The organism is Bradyrhizobium oligotrophicum S58, assembly GCF_000344805.1.
GTDB classification, from domain to species: domain Bacteria; phylum Pseudomonadota; class Alphaproteobacteria; order Rhizobiales; family Xanthobacteraceae; genus Bradyrhizobium; species Bradyrhizobium oligotrophicum.
Genome location: NC_020453.1, coordinates 3,790,536 through 3,809,118, shown reverse-complemented (window position 1 = coordinate 3,809,118; position 18,583 = coordinate 3,790,536). Strand labels below are relative to the sequence as shown.

Annotated in this window: 18 protein-coding genes and 1 tRNA gene; 10 read left to right on the top strand and 9 right to left on the bottom strand. The window is 65.2% G+C overall.

Annotated features, from left to right (window positions below; genetic code table 11):
* Positions 1 to 747 precede the first annotated feature (747 nt).
* Positions 748 to 945, top strand: a complete 198-nt coding sequence (locus tag S58_RS16400) for a hypothetical protein (protein WP_006614936.1) — start codon at positions 748 to 750, stop codon at positions 943 to 945.
* Positions 946 to 1,028: 83 nt separating this feature from the next.
* Positions 1,029 to 1,505, top strand: coding sequence for a GcrA family cell cycle regulator (locus S58_RS16395; protein WP_015666462.1), 477 nt, complete (start codon positions 1,029 to 1,031; stop codon positions 1,503 to 1,505).
* Between the two features lie 45 nt (positions 1,506 to 1,550).
* Here S58_RS16395 and S58_RS36600 read toward each other — a convergent pair whose 3' ends face one another.
* Entirely contained in the window at positions 1,551 to 1,940 is a 390-nt protein-coding gene (locus tag S58_RS36600; RefSeq protein ID WP_244440809.1) for an endonuclease domain-containing protein, read from the bottom strand.
* 159 nt (positions 1,941 to 2,099) lie between these two features.
* The gene (locus S58_RS16385) at positions 2,100 to 3,068 is read right to left on the bottom strand and encodes an SDR family NAD(P)-dependent oxidoreductase (protein ID WP_015666460.1); all 969 of its coding nucleotides are present in this window, start codon (positions 3,066 to 3,068) and stop codon (positions 2,100 to 2,102) included.
* Between the two features lie 224 nt (positions 3,069 to 3,292).
* On the opposite strand from S58_RS16385, the gene S58_RS38610 reads away from it, so the two are divergent.
* The 8 genes from S58_RS38610 to S58_RS16350 all read left to right on the top strand — a co-directional run bounded on the left by S58_RS38610 (position 3,293) and on the right by S58_RS16350 (position 12,823).
* Positions 3,293 to 3,448, top strand: a complete 156-nt coding sequence (locus tag S58_RS38610) for a hypothetical protein (protein ID WP_015666459.1) — start codon at positions 3,293 to 3,295, stop codon at positions 3,446 to 3,448.
* Between the two features lie 426 nt (positions 3,449 to 3,874).
* The gene (locus tag S58_RS16380) at positions 3,875 to 4,984 is read left to right on the top strand and encodes a BMP family ABC transporter substrate-binding protein (RefSeq protein ID WP_015666458.1); all 1,110 of its coding nucleotides are present in this window, start codon (positions 3,875 to 3,877) and stop codon (positions 4,982 to 4,984) included.
* Complete coding sequence (locus S58_RS16375) at positions 4,981 to 6,090, top strand: ABC transporter permease (protein ID WP_015666457.1); 1,110 nt, start codon at positions 4,981 to 4,983, stop codon at positions 6,088 to 6,090. Before S58_RS16380 ends, S58_RS16375 begins: the two co-directional genes overlap by 4 nt.
* 3 nt (positions 6,091 to 6,093) lie before the next feature.
* The gene (locus S58_RS16370; protein WP_015666456.1) at positions 6,094 to 7,020 is read left to right on the top strand and encodes an ABC transporter permease; all 927 of its coding nucleotides are present in this window, start codon (positions 6,094 to 6,096) and stop codon (positions 7,018 to 7,020) included.
* A gap of 14 nt (positions 7,021 to 7,034) precedes the next feature.
* The gene (gene biuH / locus S58_RS16365) at positions 7,035 to 7,718 is read left to right on the top strand and encodes a biuret amidohydrolase (protein WP_015666455.1); all 684 of its coding nucleotides are present in this window, start codon (positions 7,035 to 7,037) and stop codon (positions 7,716 to 7,718) included.
* 50 nt (positions 7,719 to 7,768) lie between these two features.
* Positions 7,769 to 9,244: an ABC transporter ATP-binding protein gene (locus S58_RS16360; protein WP_144058514.1), complete on the top strand. Its 1,476-nt coding sequence runs from the start codon at positions 7,769 to 7,771 to the stop codon at positions 9,242 to 9,244.
* A gap of 345 nt (positions 9,245 to 9,589) precedes the next feature.
* Positions 9,590 to 11,149, top strand: coding sequence for an oleate hydratase (locus S58_RS16355; protein WP_015666453.1), 1,560 nt, complete (start codon positions 9,590 to 9,592; stop codon positions 11,147 to 11,149).
* 114 nt (positions 11,150 to 11,263) lie between these two features.
* Positions 11,264 to 12,823: an oleate hydratase gene (locus tag S58_RS16350; protein ID WP_015666452.1), complete on the top strand. Its 1,560-nt coding sequence runs from the start codon at positions 11,264 to 11,266 to the stop codon at positions 12,821 to 12,823.
* A 466-nt stretch (positions 12,824 to 13,289) separates the two neighbouring features.
* On the opposite strand, the gene S58_RS16345 is transcribed toward S58_RS16350, so the two are convergent.
* From S58_RS16345 to plsX, 7 genes are all read right to left on the bottom strand, one after another.
* Positions 13,290 to 14,165, bottom strand: coding sequence for a class I SAM-dependent methyltransferase (locus S58_RS16345; RefSeq protein WP_015666451.1), 876 nt, complete (start codon positions 14,163 to 14,165; stop codon positions 13,290 to 13,292).
* Between the two features lie 238 nt (positions 14,166 to 14,403).
* Positions 14,404 to 14,568: a hypothetical protein gene (locus tag S58_RS38605; protein WP_015666450.1), complete on the bottom strand. Its 165-nt coding sequence runs from the start codon at positions 14,566 to 14,568 to the stop codon at positions 14,404 to 14,406.
* 258 nt (positions 14,569 to 14,826) lie between these two features.
* A tRNA-Pro gene (locus S58_RS16340) sits at positions 14,827 to 14,904 on the bottom strand.
* A 224-nt stretch (positions 14,905 to 15,128) separates the two neighbouring features.
* Positions 15,129 to 15,689, bottom strand: a complete 561-nt coding sequence (locus S58_RS16335; RefSeq protein ID WP_015666449.1) for a MerR family transcriptional regulator — start codon at positions 15,687 to 15,689, stop codon at positions 15,129 to 15,131.
* 115 nt (positions 15,690 to 15,804) lie between these two features.
* A complete protein-coding gene (locus tag S58_RS16330) occupies positions 15,805 to 16,158 on the bottom strand; it encodes an integration host factor subunit alpha (protein WP_015666448.1) in 354 nt (117 codons plus the stop codon).
* A 134-nt stretch (positions 16,159 to 16,292) separates the two neighbouring features.
* Entirely contained in the window at positions 16,293 to 17,267 is a 975-nt protein-coding gene (locus S58_RS16325; RefSeq protein WP_015666447.1) for a beta-ketoacyl-ACP synthase III, read from the bottom strand.
* The gene (gene plsX, locus S58_RS16320) at positions 17,264 to 18,325 is read right to left on the bottom strand and encodes a phosphate acyltransferase PlsX (RefSeq protein WP_042339641.1); all 1,062 of its coding nucleotides are present in this window, start codon (positions 18,323 to 18,325) and stop codon (positions 17,264 to 17,266) included. Before plsX ends, S58_RS16325 begins: the two co-directional genes overlap by 4 nt.
* Positions 18,326 to 18,583 lie beyond the last annotated feature (258 nt).

The following is an 18,583-nucleotide window of genomic DNA, read 5'->3' as shown; positions in this document are numbered from 1 at the left end:
GCGCAGGGAAGGCTAGGCGTCGGCTGACGCCTGCGGCCCGCCTGCTAAAAAAATGCAGGCGGCAGGTACCACAGGTGCAGCCGAGAACACCCGGCCTTCCCTGCGCGACGGTTTTCACGCTTATGGCGCGCTCTCCCCGGTGTCCGGCTTGATAGCCACCGTCATCAGCGGGGATCATCACCCCGTGATTTGGCGCCAGCATCGGGGCGCCAGGACCACACGCTTTCACGTCCGCGCCGAGCCGTTCGTCGGCGCATCCTTGAAGGACACGCTGCGGCTCCATCGCGGCCGTCGCTCCCCGCCTCGCGTGTCGTGACGATCGCGCGCTACGCCCCTACCGAGTGAGGCGGGATGCCGCCACTAGAGCATGATTTCCGGAAAAGCGAAAGCTCTTTTTCTGGATTTTAGAAATCGTGATCGCTAGGGCGTCGCGCCTTGGCGTCGTCCAGTCCAGCTGCACCGCGATCAGCCCTCGGGTGGACGTCGATCGATCCCTGGCCGACCCCGGCGGCACGCCCCGCCAGTTGCGGCGCGAATCCGCTCCACCGGCTCGTGCACCGTACCAATCCGGGCCCGGACTCGCCGAACGCGCGGAGAGTCACCGTCACGACCGCCCCGATTCGTCAGATTTCATTCAAAACCAATATCTTAACCAGTTATCCCCAGCATGCTGTACAACCAGCCGGATTCCTAATAGAGTCTAAAAAGTTACTTTTCTGTACACCCGTTACGGACTAGCTTTTAGGCATGGCGACGGAAAAAGCCGAGACTGACCGCATCCCCGTAACCCTAGCCCTGGCAACCATCGGCTATCTCGAAAAGCTCGTGAAACAGGGAACCCACGGCACCAGCGTTCCGGGTGTCTGCAGAACGTTGATCGAAGAAGGCATCCGGCTCGCCATCAAGGACGGGCTGCTGTCGATCCGTGACAACGGACGGGCGTAACAGGGACACGTCAAGCGGAGACAGTTTTTGGTGCAGCCGTCGGCCAGGACGATCCAGGACGGATCAAACTTGGAAGCGACACAATGCCCGCCGAACGACAGACATCACCCACCTGGACCGAGGAACGGCTCCAGGCCCTGAAGCAGCACTTTGAGGCCGGGCTGACCTGCCGCGAGATCGCCGCCGAGCTCGGCGTCAGCCGCAATGCCGTGATCGGCAAGATCTCCCGCCTGGCGCTGACGCGTGACAATGGCGGCGACTCCAGACGCGTGGTCCGCGCCGAAACCACCCGGGATGGCGCACGCCGCCCCGTGCCAAAACTGCGCCGCCGCATCCTGCGCGCGGTCACCAACGATCCGCCGCCCATCATCGTCGAGGAGCCGGTCGGCACGGTCGAGAACGGCTGCTCGCTGTTCGAACTCTCCAAGGAACGCTGCCGCTGGCCGATCTCCACCCCCGGCGCCGACGATTTCTGCTTCTGCGGGTCGAAGCCGATCGACGGCTTGCCGTATTGCCCGAGCCACACACGGATGGCGTATCGGGTGGCGTCGGCGAGGTAGAAGAGAGCGACGACGGCGCCGCTAGCTAGGACCGCTCCCGCGCCGTCACTCTTTGGCCGGTCTCCGCGTTCTGCGGGGACGGCGCGGCGGTCTCGTCTCCCCTCCCCCTTGCGGGGAGGGGTCGGGGGTGGGGGTCCACGCGCACTGAATTTCGTGAAGCACACCTTCGATATTTCCAAGCACATCGTTGTTCCAGAAGCGAAGAACGCGATAGCCGGCAGCCTCGATCTGCCGGGTGCGGGCAGCGTCCTCCTCCTGCTGCCAATCATGCTGGCCGCCGTCGACTTCGATCACGAGCTTCGCTTTGCGGCTGACGAAATCGACGATGAAGGGTCCGATCTGCGCTTGCCGGCGGAAGTGAGAACCGGCGAGCTTGATGTGGTGGCGGAGGCGTTGCCAAAGGACCCGTTCAGCTTCGGTCGGTTCGGCGCGCATTCGTTGCGCGAATGATCGTCGGCTGTCATCCATGGCCGTCTGATCTCGTCATTGGCAGCGGGACTCGTGGACCCCCACCCCCGACCCCTCCCCGCAAGGGGGAGGGGAGCTCACCGTCTGCGTGGCGAAAGGTGCTGTTTTCCAACGAACAGCAAGTCCCTACCCCAGCTTCCACCCTGCCTCTTGTGCAAACCGCTGGAAGAATTCCGGCTCATACGCCTGCTCCGGCGTCTGCCTTACACGCATGTCCAGCAGCTTGGCGTCCTCGCCGACGAGGATGCGCCATTGCTCGGCCTTGACGCCGTCGAGGATGATCTTCGCCGCCTGCGCCGCTGACGTCGGGGCGTCCTCGAGGAAGCTGCGGGCGCGCTCGCGGGCGGCGTTCTGGATGTCCTGGTCGCTCATGGCGGCGACGTCGATGCCCATGCCCTTCATGCGCTGACGCGCCAGACCGATCTCGGTCTCGCTGAGCTCGTCGGACTCGGTGCCGCTCTGCACCTTGCGCGAGTTCGACACGATCGAGGTGCCGATATGGCCGGGCATCACCACCGAGCATTTGACGTGCGGCGCGTTGAGGCGGAGGTCGTTGATCAGCGCTTCCGTAAATCCCTTCACCGCGAACTTCGCGGCGCTGTACGCCGTGTGCGAGACGCCGAGCCCGACCGAGGCCCAGAAGCCGTTGACGCTGGAGGTGTTGACGATGTGCGCCTCGTCCGCCTTCAGCAGCAGCGGCAGGAAGGTGCGGACGCCGAGATAGACGCCGCCCCAGCAGATGTTGAAGGTGCGCTCCCACTGCTCGCGCGAGTTGGTGAACAGGCTGCCGCCGCCGCCGATGCCGGCATTGTTGAACAGCAGATGGATCTTGTCGGTGGCCTGCTGCTCGGCGAGCTCGTCGCGAAAGCGCTGCAGCTGCGCTTCGATCGAGACGTCGGCGACATGGGTGGTGACCCGCAGGCCCTGCGGCAGCTTCTCGGCCTCGCACAGCCGCTTGGTCTCGGCCATCGCCTCGAGCGAGACGTCGCACATCGCGACGTTGCAGCCCTCGGCCACGAGCTGGCGGGCGAGTTCGCGGCCCATGCCCGTGCCGCCCCCGGTGATCACGGCGATCCTGCCGGCGAAATCCTTCATCGGACGCTCTTCCTTCCCTGCTGCGGGACGGCCATGCCGCCCCGGCGACTTCCTCGTTCTCTTCGCGGAACGCGTCACGAGCTTAGGGCGTTTCGCGGGCCTGACCAGAGGGGATGTCGGGGATGTGCATTGCAGCGCACGCGATGAAGTTTTCAGCTTGGGGTTGAACCTTCCAAGGGGGCGTCCGACTTATTCCATGGGGAGGCAGGCTCGAGGAGGTTCGCATGGCGTACCAACAGGGGCACTGGCAGGACGAAGGCTGGCGCGACACGATGGTCGATCCGGCTGAAACGGACGACGGCGCCTATGTGACGGGCTGGACGATCAGCGGCCTCGCCGTGATCGGCACCATCGTTGCCGTCTGGCTGCTCGGGATCTGAGAGCGGCGCGTCCGCGGCTCAGCATGAGAGGCCTCGCCATCGGCGCGCGGCCTGCGCGGACATTATTGCGCTCACCGCGGCGCCCCTCCCAGCGCGACGTTGCTATCAGGATCGCCTTGAGCTTGAGGACAAGGCTGCGCCGCCGCGTCTGACCTCCAACCCATCATCGCGCCGGTCTCGAATGTCCGAACTCGTTGCATACAATTGAAGTCGATTGATCAATTTATAGGCTGAAATCTGCGGATCGACTCTTCTGCCTAAGCCACGATCAATGACAAGCCGAAGCGATTTCAGCAACTTACCGCTCGTTCCGGCCCACGCGGCCCTGGCACAAAGCTTGCGAAAGCTCCCCTTCGAGGCTCCGCCGTTCCGGTGCAGCCGAGATGACACAGCGCGGGCAGGTCGACCCGCCCAGGGAGCTCAGCAATGGACTTTGGCAGGATTTCACGACGGCATCTGTTGCAGGGTGGCGCGGCGCTGACGCTCGGCGCGGCCGCCGGCCTGCGGCCGGCCTTCGCAGCCGAGACGACGATCGGCTTCATCTATGTCGGCTCGCGTGACGACTACGGCTACAACCAGGCGCATGCGCAAGGCGCGGCGGCGCTGAAGAAGCTGCCCGGGCTGAAGGTGATCGAAGAGGAGAAGGTGCCGGAGACCGACGCGGTCGAGAAGACGATCGAGTCGATGATCAATCTCGACGGCGCCACCCTGCTGTTTCCGACCTCGTTCGGCTACTACAATCCGCACATGATCAAGATGGCCAACAAGTACCCGAAGCTGCGCTTCGAGCACTGCGGCGGCCTGTGGAGCGAGAAGGACCCGAAGAACGCCGGCTCCTATTTCGGCTATATCGACGAGGCGCAGTACATCGCCGGCATCGTTGCGGGCTACACCAGCAAGAGCGGCAAGCTCGGCTTCGTCGCCGCCAAGCCGATCCCGCAGGTGCTGCGCAACATCAACGCCTTCACGCTCGGCGCACAGCTCGCCAATCCCAAGGCCACCACGCAGGTGATCTTTACCGGCGACTGGTCGATGCCGGTCAAGGAGGCCGAAGCGACGAACAGCCTGATCGACCAGGGCGTCGACGTGCTGACCTGCCATGTCGACGGTCCGAAGACGATGGTCGAGAACGCGGCGCGCCGCGGCGCCTTCGTCACCGGCTATCACGTCAACCAGTCGCCGCTCGCGCCGAAGGCCTATCTGACCGGCGCCGAATGGAATTGGGAGGCGCTGTATCCGAAGTTCGTCAAGATGCTGGCGGCCGGCGAGAGCATCCCGAACTTCTATCGCGGTGGCCTCAAGGAGGAAGTGGTCAAGATCTCGGCCTATGGCGAGGCGGTCTCTGAAGCCGCGCGCAAGCATGCCGACGAGATCAAGGCCAAATTCCTCGGCGACGGCTACACGATCTTCAAGGGCCCGATCAAGGACAACAAGGGCAATACCGTGATCACCGCGGGCACCGAGCGCGGCCAGAAGGATCCTGAGCTGGAGAAGATGGACTATCTGGTCGAGGGCGTGATCGGAGCGACGTCATGACCACGGAGGCGGCCGATCCGATTGATGCGGCCGCCATCGCGCCGGCCGCCGATGCAGGCTTCCTGCAACGCCATGGCGCTGAAATCGAGTACATCCTGATCCCGGGTGCGGCGCTGGTCGCCGCGCTCGTCCTGTTCGGCATCTTCGTCGCGCTGTTCGGCAAGAACCCGCTCGATCTCTATTGGTACATGTATTACGGCGCGTTCGGCACCTGGTTCTCCTGGCAGAACACGCTGAGCCGCGCGGCGCCCTTGATCCTGACGGCGCTGTGCACCGCCCTGCCCGCGCAGTTGGGCATGGTGATCATCGGCGGCGAAGGCGCGCTGCTGATCGGCGCGCTCGCGGCGACATCTGCGGCGCTCGCGCTGCAGGGCCTGCCGCCGCTGGTGGTCCAGGTCGCGATGGTGATCTCCGGCATGACCGGAGGCGGCTTGTGGATCCTGCTGTCGGGCGGCTTGCGCCAGTATCGCGGCGTCAACGAAACCATCTCCAGCCTGCTGCTGGTCTACATCGCGCTCGCGATCCTCAACCATCTCGTCGAAGGCGCGATGCGCGATCCGGCGAGCCTGAACAAGCCGTCGACACGCGAGATCGGCGCCGCCAACATGATCGGCAGCATTCCCGGCACCGACGTGCATTGGGGGCTGGTGTTCGGCCTGGTCCTGGCAATCGCGTCGTATGTGCTGATCTATCACACCACCTTCGGCTTCGCCGCGCGCGTCGCCGGCGGCAACATCCGCGCCGCCAAGATCGTCGGCCTCTCTGTCGGCAAATTGATCCTCACCGTCTGCTTCCTCGCCGGCGCGTGCGCCGGGCTCGCCGGCATGGTCGAGGTCGCCGCGGTGCAGGGCCGGACCAATGCCAATCTCGCGGTCGGCTATGGCTTCACCGGCATCCTGGTGGCGTTCCTGGCGCGGCAGAATCCGCTGGCGATCATTCCGGTCGCGATCCTGCTGGGCGGCATCAACGCCTCGGGCGGACTGCTGCAGCGCCGGCTCGGCCTGCCCGACGCCTCGGTGATGGTGCTGCAGGGCATCATCTTCATCTCGGTGCTGGCGAGCGATGCGCTGTATGGCCGCATCGGTTTCCTCAAGGGAAAGTCGTGACGCATGGCTGACGGCAACATCGGGCTCTGGACCGTCCCGCTCGCGGTGCTCGGCGGCGCCATCCGCGTCTCCACGCCGTTCCTGTTCGTCAGTCTCGGCGAATGCATCACGGAGCGCTCCGGCCGCATCAATCTCGGCCTCGAGGGCACGCTCGTGATGGGCGCGATGAGCGCCTATGGCATCTCCTATCTCTCCGGATCGCCATGGCTCGGCGTCCTCGCCGCCGGCCTGACCGGCGCGTTGCTTGGCGCCCTGCATGCCGGCATCTGCTCGCTGCCGCGCGTCAACGACGTGGCGGTCGGAATCTCGCTGATGTTGTTCGGTACCGGCCTCGCCTTCTTCCTCGGCAAGCCCCTGATCGAGCCCACGGCAGCGCGACTGCCGGCGATCGATTTCGGCTGGTGGAGCGACGTGCCTCAAGTGCGCGCGGCCTTGCGCATCAACGTGCTGTTCCTGCTCGGCGTCATCCTGGCGCCGCTGTTGCTATGGGCGTTCAAGACCACGCGCTGGGGCCTGCTGATCCGCACCGCCGGCGAGAGCGCGGATGCCGCGCGCGCGATGGGCCATTCGGTGCTGATGATCCGGCTGCGCGCCACCATGGCCGGCGGCTTCCTCGCCGGCATCGGCGGCTCATTCCTGTCGTTGTTCTATCCCGGCAGCTGGAACGAGGGTCTGTCGTCAGGGCAAGGCATCACGGCCGTCGCGCTCGTCATCTTCGCGCGCTGGGACCCGATGCTGTGCCTGTGGGCCTCGCTCGCCTTCGGCGGCGCCGCGGCGCTGGGGCCAGCGCTGCAATCGGTCGGCGTCACCTCGGGCTATCATCTGTTCAACGCCGCGCCCTACATCCTGACGCTGCTCATCATGATCATCACCTGCTCGCCGAAGCGCACCCTGAGCGGCGCGCCAGCCGAGCTGTCCATCACCCGCTAGTCCAGAGGTCCGCCATGACCGCGCGCACCATCCGCTCCGAGCCCTATGCCTGGCCCTACAACGGCGATCTGCGGCCGGAGAATACCGCGTTGATCGTGATCGACATGCAGACCGATTTCTGCGGCGTCGGCGGCTATGTCGACAAGATGGGATATGACCTCTCGCTGACGCGGGCGCCGATCGAACCGATCAAGAAGCTGCTCACGGTGATGCGCGCGCAGGGCTTCTGCATCATCCACACCCGCGAGGGCCACCGCACCGACCTCTCCGACCTGCCCGCCAACAAGCGCTGGCGCTCGCAGCAGATCGGCGCCGGCATCGGCGATCCCGGCCCGTGCGGCCGCATCCTGGTGCGCGGCGAGCCAGGCTGGGAGATCATCCCCGAGCTGGCGCCGCTGCCAGGTGAGATCATCATCGACAAGCCAGGCAAGGGCTCGTTCTGCGCCACCGACCTGGAGCTGATCCTGCACGTCAAGGGCATCCAGAACATCGTGCTCACGGGCATCACCACCGACGTCTGCGTTCACACCACGATGCGCGAGGCGAACGACCGCGGCTTCGAATGCGTGCTGCTGTCGGACTGCTGCGGCGCCACCGACAAGGGCAATCACGATCACGCGCTGAAGATGATCAAGATGCAGGGCGGCGTGTTCGGCGCGGTCGCGACCTCCTCCGCGCTGATCGAGGTGCTGTCGTGATCGGCGACGATCCGACGCCCTCCGGCGCATTCGGCGTCGAGGCCATCGCGATGACGATGCGCTTCGGCGCGTTCACCGCGCTGGACGATGTCGAGCTGAAGGTCCGCCCCAGCTCGTTCCACGCGCTGCTCGGCGAGAACGGCGCCGGCAAGTCGACCCTGGTCAAATGCATCATGGGCTATTACCGCCCGACCGAGGGCGACGTGCTGATCGCCGAACGCGAGCGCGCGATTAGCAATCCCCGGGATGCCCACGCGCTCGGCCTCGGCATGGTCTATCAGCACTTCACGCTGGTGCCGGCCATGACAGTCGCGGAAAACCTGGTGTTGGCGCGCGACGACGTGCCCGCAGTGGTCAACTGGGCCAAGGAGAAGCAGGAGCTGGAAGCGTTCCTGTCGCGCATGCCATTTCGCGTGCCGCTCAATGCAAAGGTCTCCGACATCTCCGCCGGCGAGCGGCAGAAATGCGAGATCCTCAAGCAGCTCTATCTGAAGCGCCGCTTCCTGATCCTGGACGAGCCGACTTCGGTGCTGACGCCCGGCGAGGCCGACGAGGTGCTCGGCATGCTGCGCAAGATGGTCGAGGCCGGCGAGCTGACAATTCTGATGATCACGCACAAATTCCGCGAGGTGATGGCGTTCGCCGACGAGGTCACCATCCTGCGTCGCGGCAGGCTCGCCGGCCGCGGCAAGGTCACCGAGCTCACCCCCGACGACATGGCGCGGATGATGATCGGCGCCGAGCAGCTCACGGTGCAGCCGGCCCGCACCGGCAAGGCCGGTACGATCAGGCTCGAGGTCGAGAAGCTGGTCGCGCGCGATGATGCCGGCGCCATGGCGGTGCACGACCTGTCGTTGACCGTGCGCGCCGGCGAGATCGTCGGCATTGCCGGCGTCTCCGGCAACGGCCAGCGCCAGCTGGTCGAGGTGCTCGCCGGCCAGCGCGAGGCCGAGAGCGGCGCTATCCGTGTCTCCGGCGCGCCCTACTCCGCCACGCGGGAGGAGATGCGACGCCACAAGATGTCGCTGCTGCCCGAGGAGCCGCTGAAGAACGCCTGCGTCGGCGGCATGAGCGTCGCCGACAACATCGCGCTGCGCGAATTCGACCGCGCGCCCTTCGCCCGCGGCGGCTGGTGGCTGAACAAGGCGGCTTTCCGTCAGGACGCCACCACCAAGATCGGCCGCTACAAGATCAAGACCCGCACCCCGGATACGCCGATCTCGGCGCTCTCGGGCGGCAACGTGCAGCGCGCCGTGCTGGCGCGCGAGCTCGGCCACGACGTCGAAGTCCTGATCGCCGCCAATCCGTGCTTCGGTCTCGACTTCGCCGCGGTCGCGCAGATCCACGCCGAGATCATGGCCGCCCGCAACCGCGGCGCCGCGGTGCTCTTGGTCAGCGAGGATCTCGACGAGCTGCTCGAGCTGTCCGACCGCCTGGTCGTGATGTTCCACGGCCAGCTGGTCTACGAGACCCGCGCCGGCGAGGCCGACCTCACCGTGATCGGCCGCCACATGGCGGGGCATTGAGGGCGACGTCGATCCTTAGCGGAGGACGGGTCTCTCCGGCATCTCGCGCCGCTCGTGGCATGGCCTACTCTCTCCCCGTCATCGCGAGCGCAGCGAAGCGATCCAGAGTCCCACCGGAGCCGTGGATTGCGTCGCTGCGCTCGCAATGACGGTGGAGAGACCAGACACGCGGCAGATGGCGGGGCATTGAGCCGCACCCGGACAAACGACTTCAACGTGTTGAGGACTAATTTAACCCGCTGCGGTAACATGGCCCTCGGCGGGCTTTTTGTTCGGCCAGTGATTCGCCGCGCCTGCCGGCATTTCCTTATTTCGTTTCAAACCTTTAAATAGCAGGTCGACATCATGAAGGCCTATTTCATCGGCGGCGGCATCGGTTCGCTCTCAGGCGCAGCATTCATGGTCCGGGACGGCGGCGTGCCCGGAGAGGACATCACCATCTTCGAGAAGCGCCTGCCCTATGGCGGCAGTCTGGACGCCGCGCGGCTGCCGGACGGCTCCTATTCGATGCGCGGCGGCCGCATGCTCACCACAGAACAATACGAATGCACCTGGGATCTGCTGTCGAGCATTCCCAGCTACACCGATCCGAAGGAGAACGTTCTCCAGGAGACCATAGCCTTCAACAAGCTGCACGTCACCCATGCCCAGGCGCGGCTGGTCGATGGCAACCGGCACAAGGTCGACGTCTCCACCATGGGCTTCTCGATGCAGGACCGGATCGAGCTGACGAAGCTCACCGAGACCTCCGAGGAGAAGCTCGGCAACTCGCTGATCTCGGACTGGCTGTCGCCGCCGTTCTTCACCACCAACTTCTGGTACATGTGGCAGACGAGCTTTGCGTTCCAGACCTGGCACAGCGCGGTCGAATTCCGGCGCTATCTGCGCCGCTTCATGAACGAATTCCCGATGATGAACACGCTCGGCGGCGTCAAGCGCTCGGTCTACAATCAGTATGACTCGATCGTGCTGCCGCTGGTGCGCTGGCTCGAGGGCCACCGCGTCAATTTCGTCGGCGGCGCCGATGTCGAGGACATCGAGATCGTGACGACCGACGGCATGCACCGCGCCACGCGCCTCGTGCTGGCGCAGGACGGCGCCCGCCGCAGCATCGATCTTGGCGACGACGATCTCGTGTTCTACACGGCCGGCTCGATGACCGACGCGACCAGCCTCGGCAGCCATGACAGCCCGCCGAAGCAGCTCACCAAGGCCGACAGTCATGGCTGGACGTTGTGGGAGAAGCTCGCCACTGGGCGTCCCGAGTTCGGCAACCCCGCCATCTTCAATACGTGCATCCCTGAATCGTCGTTCGAGTCATTCACGGTCACCTGCCGCAATCCGCGCTTCTTCGACGCGATGCAGACGTTCAGCGGCAACGTCGCCGGCACCGGCGGACTGGTGACCTTCACCGATTCGAACTGGCGCATGTCGATCGTGCTGTACACGCAGCCGTATTTTCCGGATCAGCCCCAGACCATCCAGATCTTCTGGGGCTATGCGCTGTTTCCCGACCGCGTCGGCAATTTCGTGCCGAAGCCGATGTCCGAATGCAGCGGCGCGGAGATCCTGAAGGAGCTGTGCGGGCATCTGCGCTTGCCGCTGTCGGTGTTCGACGACGCCAGCTGCGTGCCGTGCTGGATGCCCTACATCATGAGCATGTTCATGCCGCGCAGCTATGGCGACCGGCCACTGCCGGTGCCGCTCACCTCGAAGAACCTCGCCTTCATCGGCCAGTTCGTCGAGCTGCCGGAGGATGCCGTGTTCACGATCGAGTACTCGGTACGCGCGGCCATGCATGCGGTCTATCAACTGCTGAAGATCGACCGCGCCATTCCGCCGGTCACGCCGTATGACAAATCGCTGAAGGTTTTGCTGCAATCGGTGGTGAAATCGTTCGCTTGACCGAACGCGCGAGATCGTGATCGGCGCACGCCGGCGCAAGTTGACCTGGATCAGTTCCGTCCACCCGCGCCGCCGCTAAGCCCCGGACCGTAACAACGTTCCGGGTGAACCATCATGAAGGCGTATTTCATCGGCAGCGGCATCGGCGCATTGGCCGGCGCGGCGTTCTTGATCCGTGACGGCGGCGTCGCGGGAAGCGACATCACCATCTACGAGAAGCACCTGCCCTATGGCGGCAGTCTCGACGGTGCGCGGCTGCCCGACGGCTCCTATTCGCTGCGCGGTGGCCGCATGCTGACGACAGATCACTATGAGTGCACGTGGGACCTGCTCTCCAGCATCCCCGATGCCGCCGATCCCGGCCGCACGGTGCGCGATGAAACGCTGGCCTTCAACAAGGTGAATGTCGCGCATTCGCAGGCGCGCCTCGTCGACCGCAACCGGCACAAGGTCGACGTCTCCACCATGGGCTTCACCATGCAGGACCGGCTCGAGCTGGTGAGGTTGACCGAGGCGTCCGAGGACAAGCTCGGCAAGTCCCGCATCACCGATTGGCTGTCGCCGCCGTTCTTCACCACGAATTTCTGGTTCATGTGGCAGACGACGTTTGCGTTCCAGCCGTGGCACAGCGCGGTCGAGTTCAAGCGCTATCTGCATCGCTTCATGAACGAGTTTCCGCGCATCGAGACGCTCGCCGGCGTCAAGCGCACCGTGTTCAATCAGTACGACGCGATCGTCGTGCCGCTCGTCAAATGGCTCGAAGGCCATGGCGTCAATTTCGCCGGCGGCGTCGATGTCACCGACATCGAGATCGCGACCGAAGCTGGCAAGCACGTGGTCAAGCGGCTGACGCTGGATCGCAGCGGCAAGCCGGAGACGGTCGCGCTATCGAGCGACGATCTCGTCTTCCTGCAGAACGGCTCGATGACGGATGCGACCAGCCTCGGCACACAGGATGCGCCGCCGCCGCGGCTCACCAAGCAGGACAGCCAGGGCTGGACGCTGTGGGAGAAGATCGCCAAGGGCCGCCCCGAATTCGGCAATCCCGCCGCGTTCAACTCATCGATCCCGGAATCGTGCTGGGAGTCGTTCACGGTCACCTGCCGCAATCCGCGCTTCTTCGACGCCATGCAAGCCTTCACCGGCAATGCCGCCGGCACCGGTGGGCTCGTCACCTTCACCGAGTCGAACTGGCTGATGTCGGTCGTGCTGTATCACCAGCCGCATTTCGCCGGTCAGCCTGACGACATCAAGGTGTTCTGGGGCTACGCGCTGCATCCCGACCGCATCGGCAATTTCGTCGGCAAGGCGATGGCCGATTGCGGCGGCGCCGACATCCTCAAGGAGCTGTGCGGCCACCTCAACTTCGACCTCGCGGTGTTCGACCAGGCGACCTGCGTACCCTGCCGCCTGCCCTACATCACCAGCATGTTCATGCCGCGCAACACCAGCGACCGGCCGCTGCCGGTGCCGGCGAATTCGAAGAACCTCGCCTTCGTCAGCCAGTTCGTCGAGATTCCCGACGACGTCGTGTTCACGGTGGAATATTCAGTCCGTGCGGCACAGATGGCGGTCTATCAGCTGCTCAACATCGATCGAGCCATTCCGCCGATCACGCGCCACGACAAATCGTTCCGCGTGCTGATCGAGACCGTGGAGAAGGCATTCGCCTGAGCGGAGGCGTCGGCGCGCTTATGCAAAAACGAACGCGCCCGGATCACGTTCGATCCGGGCGCGTTCGTCGCATCTCGTAAAAGTGGATCGCCTCTATGCATCATTGCGTGAATTGATCAGTAGCCGAGCAGTGCGAGACCAACCCAGCTGACGGCGAACAGCGACACGACCGACGTTGCAGCGGCAAAAACGGACAACGAGACTTTCAAAGTCCTGAGGACCATACGCGCCTCCTTGAACGACAATGAACAACACATCGGGTTCAACCCCGACGCCCGTCTAAAATTTCCTGAAGAACCGACTCATATCCGGAGCCGAACAACAGGTTGGTGCGCGCGTGCGCGCAAAGGTTCAATGCAAGGGTGTGCTGGGAAAACCGCCTGCGGAGATTAACCATCAGCGCAAAGCGTGGTTCCGGCCTGGGAACTGGAACCTCTCCAAAGTGGCGGCTCTTTGCAGGGGCAGACTATGGATCGACGGCGGTCACGATCCAGAATGAAGCGGGAACCGTGACGCCCTGCCCCTTCGCGTAGCGCGCGAGCGCCTTCCTCACCGCGGCCGTCGCCGCCTCCACCGCCTCGGACGGCTGCCCAGAGACGGCACGGCCGACAGGCCCGATCGCAAGCGCGGTCTGCACGGCCGCTTCGAGACCGTTGCCGGCGGCAAGGTCCAGAGCCATGTCGCAGCGCTCCAGCCGAACCCGCCGCACCCCTGCGTCGGTCATGACCTTCTCGATCCACTCTCCCGCACCGAACGCGAAATCGTCCGGCGCATGCGGCCGCAATCCGGGCAGCTTGGGCACGTGATCATAGGCCGCCTGCAGCGGCTCCAATGCCCACGGATTGTCGCGCAACTCACCCCAGCAGGCGAAGGCGATGCGGCCTTCCGAGCGCAGCGCATTGCGGATGTTGAGGACGGCGCGGACGGGATTGGCGAAATACATCACGCCGAGGCGCGAGATCACGATATCGGCGCTCGCCGCCTTGAAGTGATGCACCATCGCATCGCCCTGGACGAAGCTGACCGGCGCCTCGGCCGGCGCAAGCTCATGGGCCGCGGTCAGCATGGCCGCGGAAACGTCGAGGCCGACCACGCTGCCGCCAGGGCCGACCTTCTCGGCAGCAGCGATCATGGTCGCGCCGCAGCCGCAGCCGATGTCGAGCACCCGCTCGCCAACCTCCAGCGCGGCATGCTCCAACAGCGCGTCCCGGACCGGCGCCAGCATCGCATCGAGCTCCGCCCGCCGGGCGACCCAGCGCGCCCCACCCGCGCCGTTCCAGAAGGCGATCTGCTCGGCGTTTTCGAAATGGCCAAAGGAAGTGTCGGCGACGGCGGCGTCCATGGAGCAACTCGGCACGATTGCAATAATGAAAAAAACCAACTCCCGGCGCAGGTCGATCGCGCCAGGGATCCTGATGAAGGGAGTTTAGGCGGCGGTCGTCGCGTTGAAAAGATAGCGGCAAACACGGCTCAGACGAACAGGGCAAGGTGACAAGCGGCGCTGCGAACGAGCCGGTCGTGCCGCGAGCTCGGCCCTCGAATGCACCGGCGACGGCGCCGCCTGCGGTGACAGCCGGCCGTCAGTCCCCTTCGGCCTCCTTGGGGTATGGCTCGTAGCTCTTTCGACCAAGAAAGGTGTCCGGCGTGGTCTGCCTGAGAAGCTCGAGAGCCTGCCTCAAGCCCTCGTGGACCCGCTCGGTGTTCTCAGCGTCGATCTTCAATGGAAAATAGATGAACTTGCGCATGGCACCGCTCCCTGACGAGGCAGGCCGGAGCGCAACGGGTCTCTCAGCCCCCAGCGCCTACGGGCAGAGCCTCAGCTGGGGATGGAGATAAAGCAGCCCGGCTCGACAACAGTTCCAAGATAGAAGGGATTTCGGCTGCCGGGCTAGGCACAGCGTGGCCTCCGAGCACGACGAAATGGCAAGCGCAAGTTCAGCGAGGGCTGCAGAAGCCGAGCCAATTGTTCGCGGCTGATCACCGGACTGCAGCAATTCGAAAAATGGTCGGAGCGGCGGGATTCGAACCCACGACCCCTAGTCCCCCAGACTAGTGCGCTAACCGGGCTGCGCCACGCTCCGATGGCCGATCCTGTAGCCGTGATCCGGCCCCGATGCAAGGCGCGGCGGCCGGGTTTCATGGGGGTGGGACCGAGAAGACAGCGCAGCATTTGGAGGCGCCGAACTCCATCGTCCGGGCGGTCGGTCGAGGACGCGGCAGGACCATGGGAGATTGAGGGAGGAACCTTCGGGACGGAGATGAGACTGGAATGGTCAGCTGCGCACCGCCCTACACGGCCCCCGGATCACAGCTCCTTCATGGCCCGATCGAGCAGCGCTCGGCAGTCGAGCAGCTCCTTGAGCACGCCCTGGAGCTTTTCGCGCTCTTCCGGTTTCATGCCGGCGCGGGCGGGCGGGCCGACGCGGAAGGTGTCGAGGATGTCATCCTCGGTGTCGACGAAGCGGAAATCGATGCCCTCCTCGTCGGAAGCCTCCTCCTCGTCCTCCGATTCGACCTCGGCCTCGCCGATCGGCTCCTCCTCCATGAGGGCCTGGCCGAGCGTCTCCTCCATGGCGCCGAACGAGACCGCGGCGGAGGCGTCGGCGAGCCCCTGGACGGACTTGACGCCGTGCTCCTTGAGGATCCGCTGCACGCCCTTGATGGTGTAGCCTTCGCCGTAGAGCAGGCGGCGGATGCCCTTGAGCAGGTCGACGTCGTCGGGCCGGTAATAGCGCCGGCCCCCGCTTCGCTTCATCGGCTTGATCTGGGCGAACCGGGTCTCCCAGAACCGCAGCACGTGCTGCGGGATGTCGAGCTCCTGCGCGACCTCGCTGATCGTCCGAAACGCGTCCGGCGCCTTGTCCAAATGCCCGTTCCCCTTCGATCGTGCTGACAAGAGATTAGGAGATCACGCTGAACGCATTGGACGAACTGAACGCGGTCGAGGCCGCGCACCCTGGTCGGGGCCGCCCCCGGAGCCTCTATTCCGTCTCGGCGCCGAATTCGGCGCTGGCCTCGCCATTCATCTTTTGAACGGACTGGCCGTTGATCCGCTGCTTGAGGATCGCGGACGGCTTGAACACCATGACCCGCCGCGGCGAGATCGGCACCTCGGTGCCGGTCTTGGGATTGCGTCCGATGCGCTGACCCTTCTTGCGCACCATGAACGACCCGAACGATGACAGTTTCACCGTCTCGCCACGCTCCAGGCAGTCGGTGATCTCTTTCAAGACCAGCTCGACGAACGCAGACGACTCCGTCCGCGACAGCCCCACCTTCTGGTAGACCGCCTCGCACAGATCGACGCGTGTTACTGTCTTTCCGGTTCCCGCCATCGCCTGCCCCACACTCCCGGCGAATAATTCGCTCCGGAAATTAAGAGGTTAAGCGGCGACGGTCAACAGCAGCGTGAACCGAACTGCATGCCGCGTCGCCAATCTCCACGTCCAATCTCGTGCCGCGGAATGGTTCACCAGCGCACCAGGGCCGAACCCCAGGTGAAGCCGCCGCCCATCGCCTCCAGCAGCACGACATCGCCCTTCTTGATGCGGCCGTCCTTGACGGCCACGTCGAGCGCCAGCGGGATCGAGGCGGCGGAGGTATTTCCGTGCCGATCGACCGTCAGCACCACCTTTTCCGGCGCGATGTGCAGCTTGTGCGCCGAGGCGTCGATGATTCGCTTGTTGGCCTGGTGCGGCACGAACCAGTCGATGGTCTCGGCCGACATTCCAGTCGCATCGAAGGCGTCGACGATCACGTCGGTGATCATGCCGACGGCGTGCTTGAACACCTCGCGGCCCTCCATCCGGAGATGGCCGACGGTCTGGGTCGAGGACGGGCCGCCATCGACATAGAGCTTCGACTTGTGGCGCCCGTCGGAGCGCAGATGCGTGGTCAGCACGCCGCGGTCGGACGAGGTGCCGCCCTGCTCCTGGGCGTCCAGGATCAGCGCGCCGGCGCCGTCGCCGAAAAGCACGCAGGTGGTGCGGTCGTTCCAGTCGAGGATGCGCGAGAAGGTCTCGGCGCCGATCACCAGCGCCCGCTTGAACGAGCGGCTCCGCAGGAAATTGTCGGCGGTCGCGAGTGCAAAGACGAACCCCGAGCACACCGCCTGCAGGTCGAACGCCGCGCCATGATGGATGCCGAGTCCGTTCTGCACCGCCACCGCAGTCGCCGGGAAGGTGTTGTCCGGGGTCGACGTCCCCAGCACGATCAGGTCGATCGATTGCGGATCGACGTCGGCGGCGGCAAGCGCCGCGCGCGCGGCATTGATCGCAAGGTGAGAAGTGAACTCGCCGTCGGCTGCGACATGGCGCTCACGGATGCCGGTGCGCTGAACGATCCAATCGTCTGAGGTCTCGATGCGGCTTGCCAGCTCGGCATTGGTCACGACCCGCTGCGGGAGATAGGAGCCACAGCCGAGCACGACCGAACGAATTGTCACGAGACAGCCTCCTGGGCGACCGGTTCCGACGCCAATGCGCCGCCGTCGCGATTGAGTGTTTGAGTGATCTTGGTCAGGAGATCGTAGCGGGCCATCTCATAGCCAACCCGCACCGCCGAGGCAAAGCCCTCGGCATCGGTTCCGCCATGGCTCTTGACCACGATGCCCTTGAGCCCGAGCACCACGCTGCCATTGGATTTGCGCGGGTCGAGCCGGGCCCGCAGGGCGGCAAAGGCGCCGCGCGCCAACAGGTAGCCGACCCGGGCCAAAAGGCTGGCCTGGATTGCGCCGCGCAGGAAATCCGTGACCTGGCGGACCGTGCCCTCGGCCGTCTTCAGCGCGATGTTGCCGCTGAAGCCTTCGGTCACGACCACATCGGCCGCACCCTTGCCGATGCCGTCGCCCTCGACGAAGCCGATATAGTCGAGCTGCGGCAGGTTCATCGCGCGCAGCTGCTCGGCCGCTTCGCGAATCTCCTCGTGGCCCTTCATCTCCTCGACGCCGATGTTGAGCAGGCCGACGGTCGGCCTCGGCTTGTTGAACAGCACGCTCGCCAGCGCGCCGCCCATCACCGACAGCGCGACGAGGTGGCGAGCATCGCCGCCGATCGTGGCGCCGAGGTCGAGCACCACCGATTCGCCGCGCGCGGTCGGCCAGATCGCGGCCAGCGCCGGCCGGTCGATCCCGTCCAAGGTGCGCAGGCAGAAGCGCGCCATCGCCACCAGTGCACCGGTGTTGCCGGCGGACACCGCGACGTCGGCCTCACCCTTCTTCACCGCCTCGAGCGCGAGCCACATCGACGAGGTCTTGCGGCCGCGACGCAGCGCCTGGCTCGGCTTGTCGTCGTTGCTGACGGCGACGTCGGTGTGAATGACGCGCGAGACCGCCTTCAGCCGCGGATGCCGATCGAGCTCGGCGACGATCTTGGCGCTGTCGCCGAACAGCAGAAACTCCGCATCCGGATGGCGGCTGAGCGCGATCGCAGCACCGGGGATGATGACGGCCGCGCCGAAATCCCCGCCCATGGCGTCCAGCGCGATTCGAACCTTTTGAGGCATGGGGTCCCGGAAACCTGATCTCGAGCTTGATCTCGTCTTGGCCGTGTCGTGCTCGGCCTTGTTGGCGGTCGTTCAGAGGCACTGCGCGGCCCTTGGACGGACCGCAGGCCGTCCGAGCCTGTTCGTCGCACCCCGACCCGGCGCGACAATAGCGTCTCTCCGTGTCGAAACAACCTCCCGGGCAGGACCCATTTTGCAACCACCGGCCTTGTGCCGGCGCGCAACGGATCGGTCTTCGTCAACGGAATCAGGAGCTTG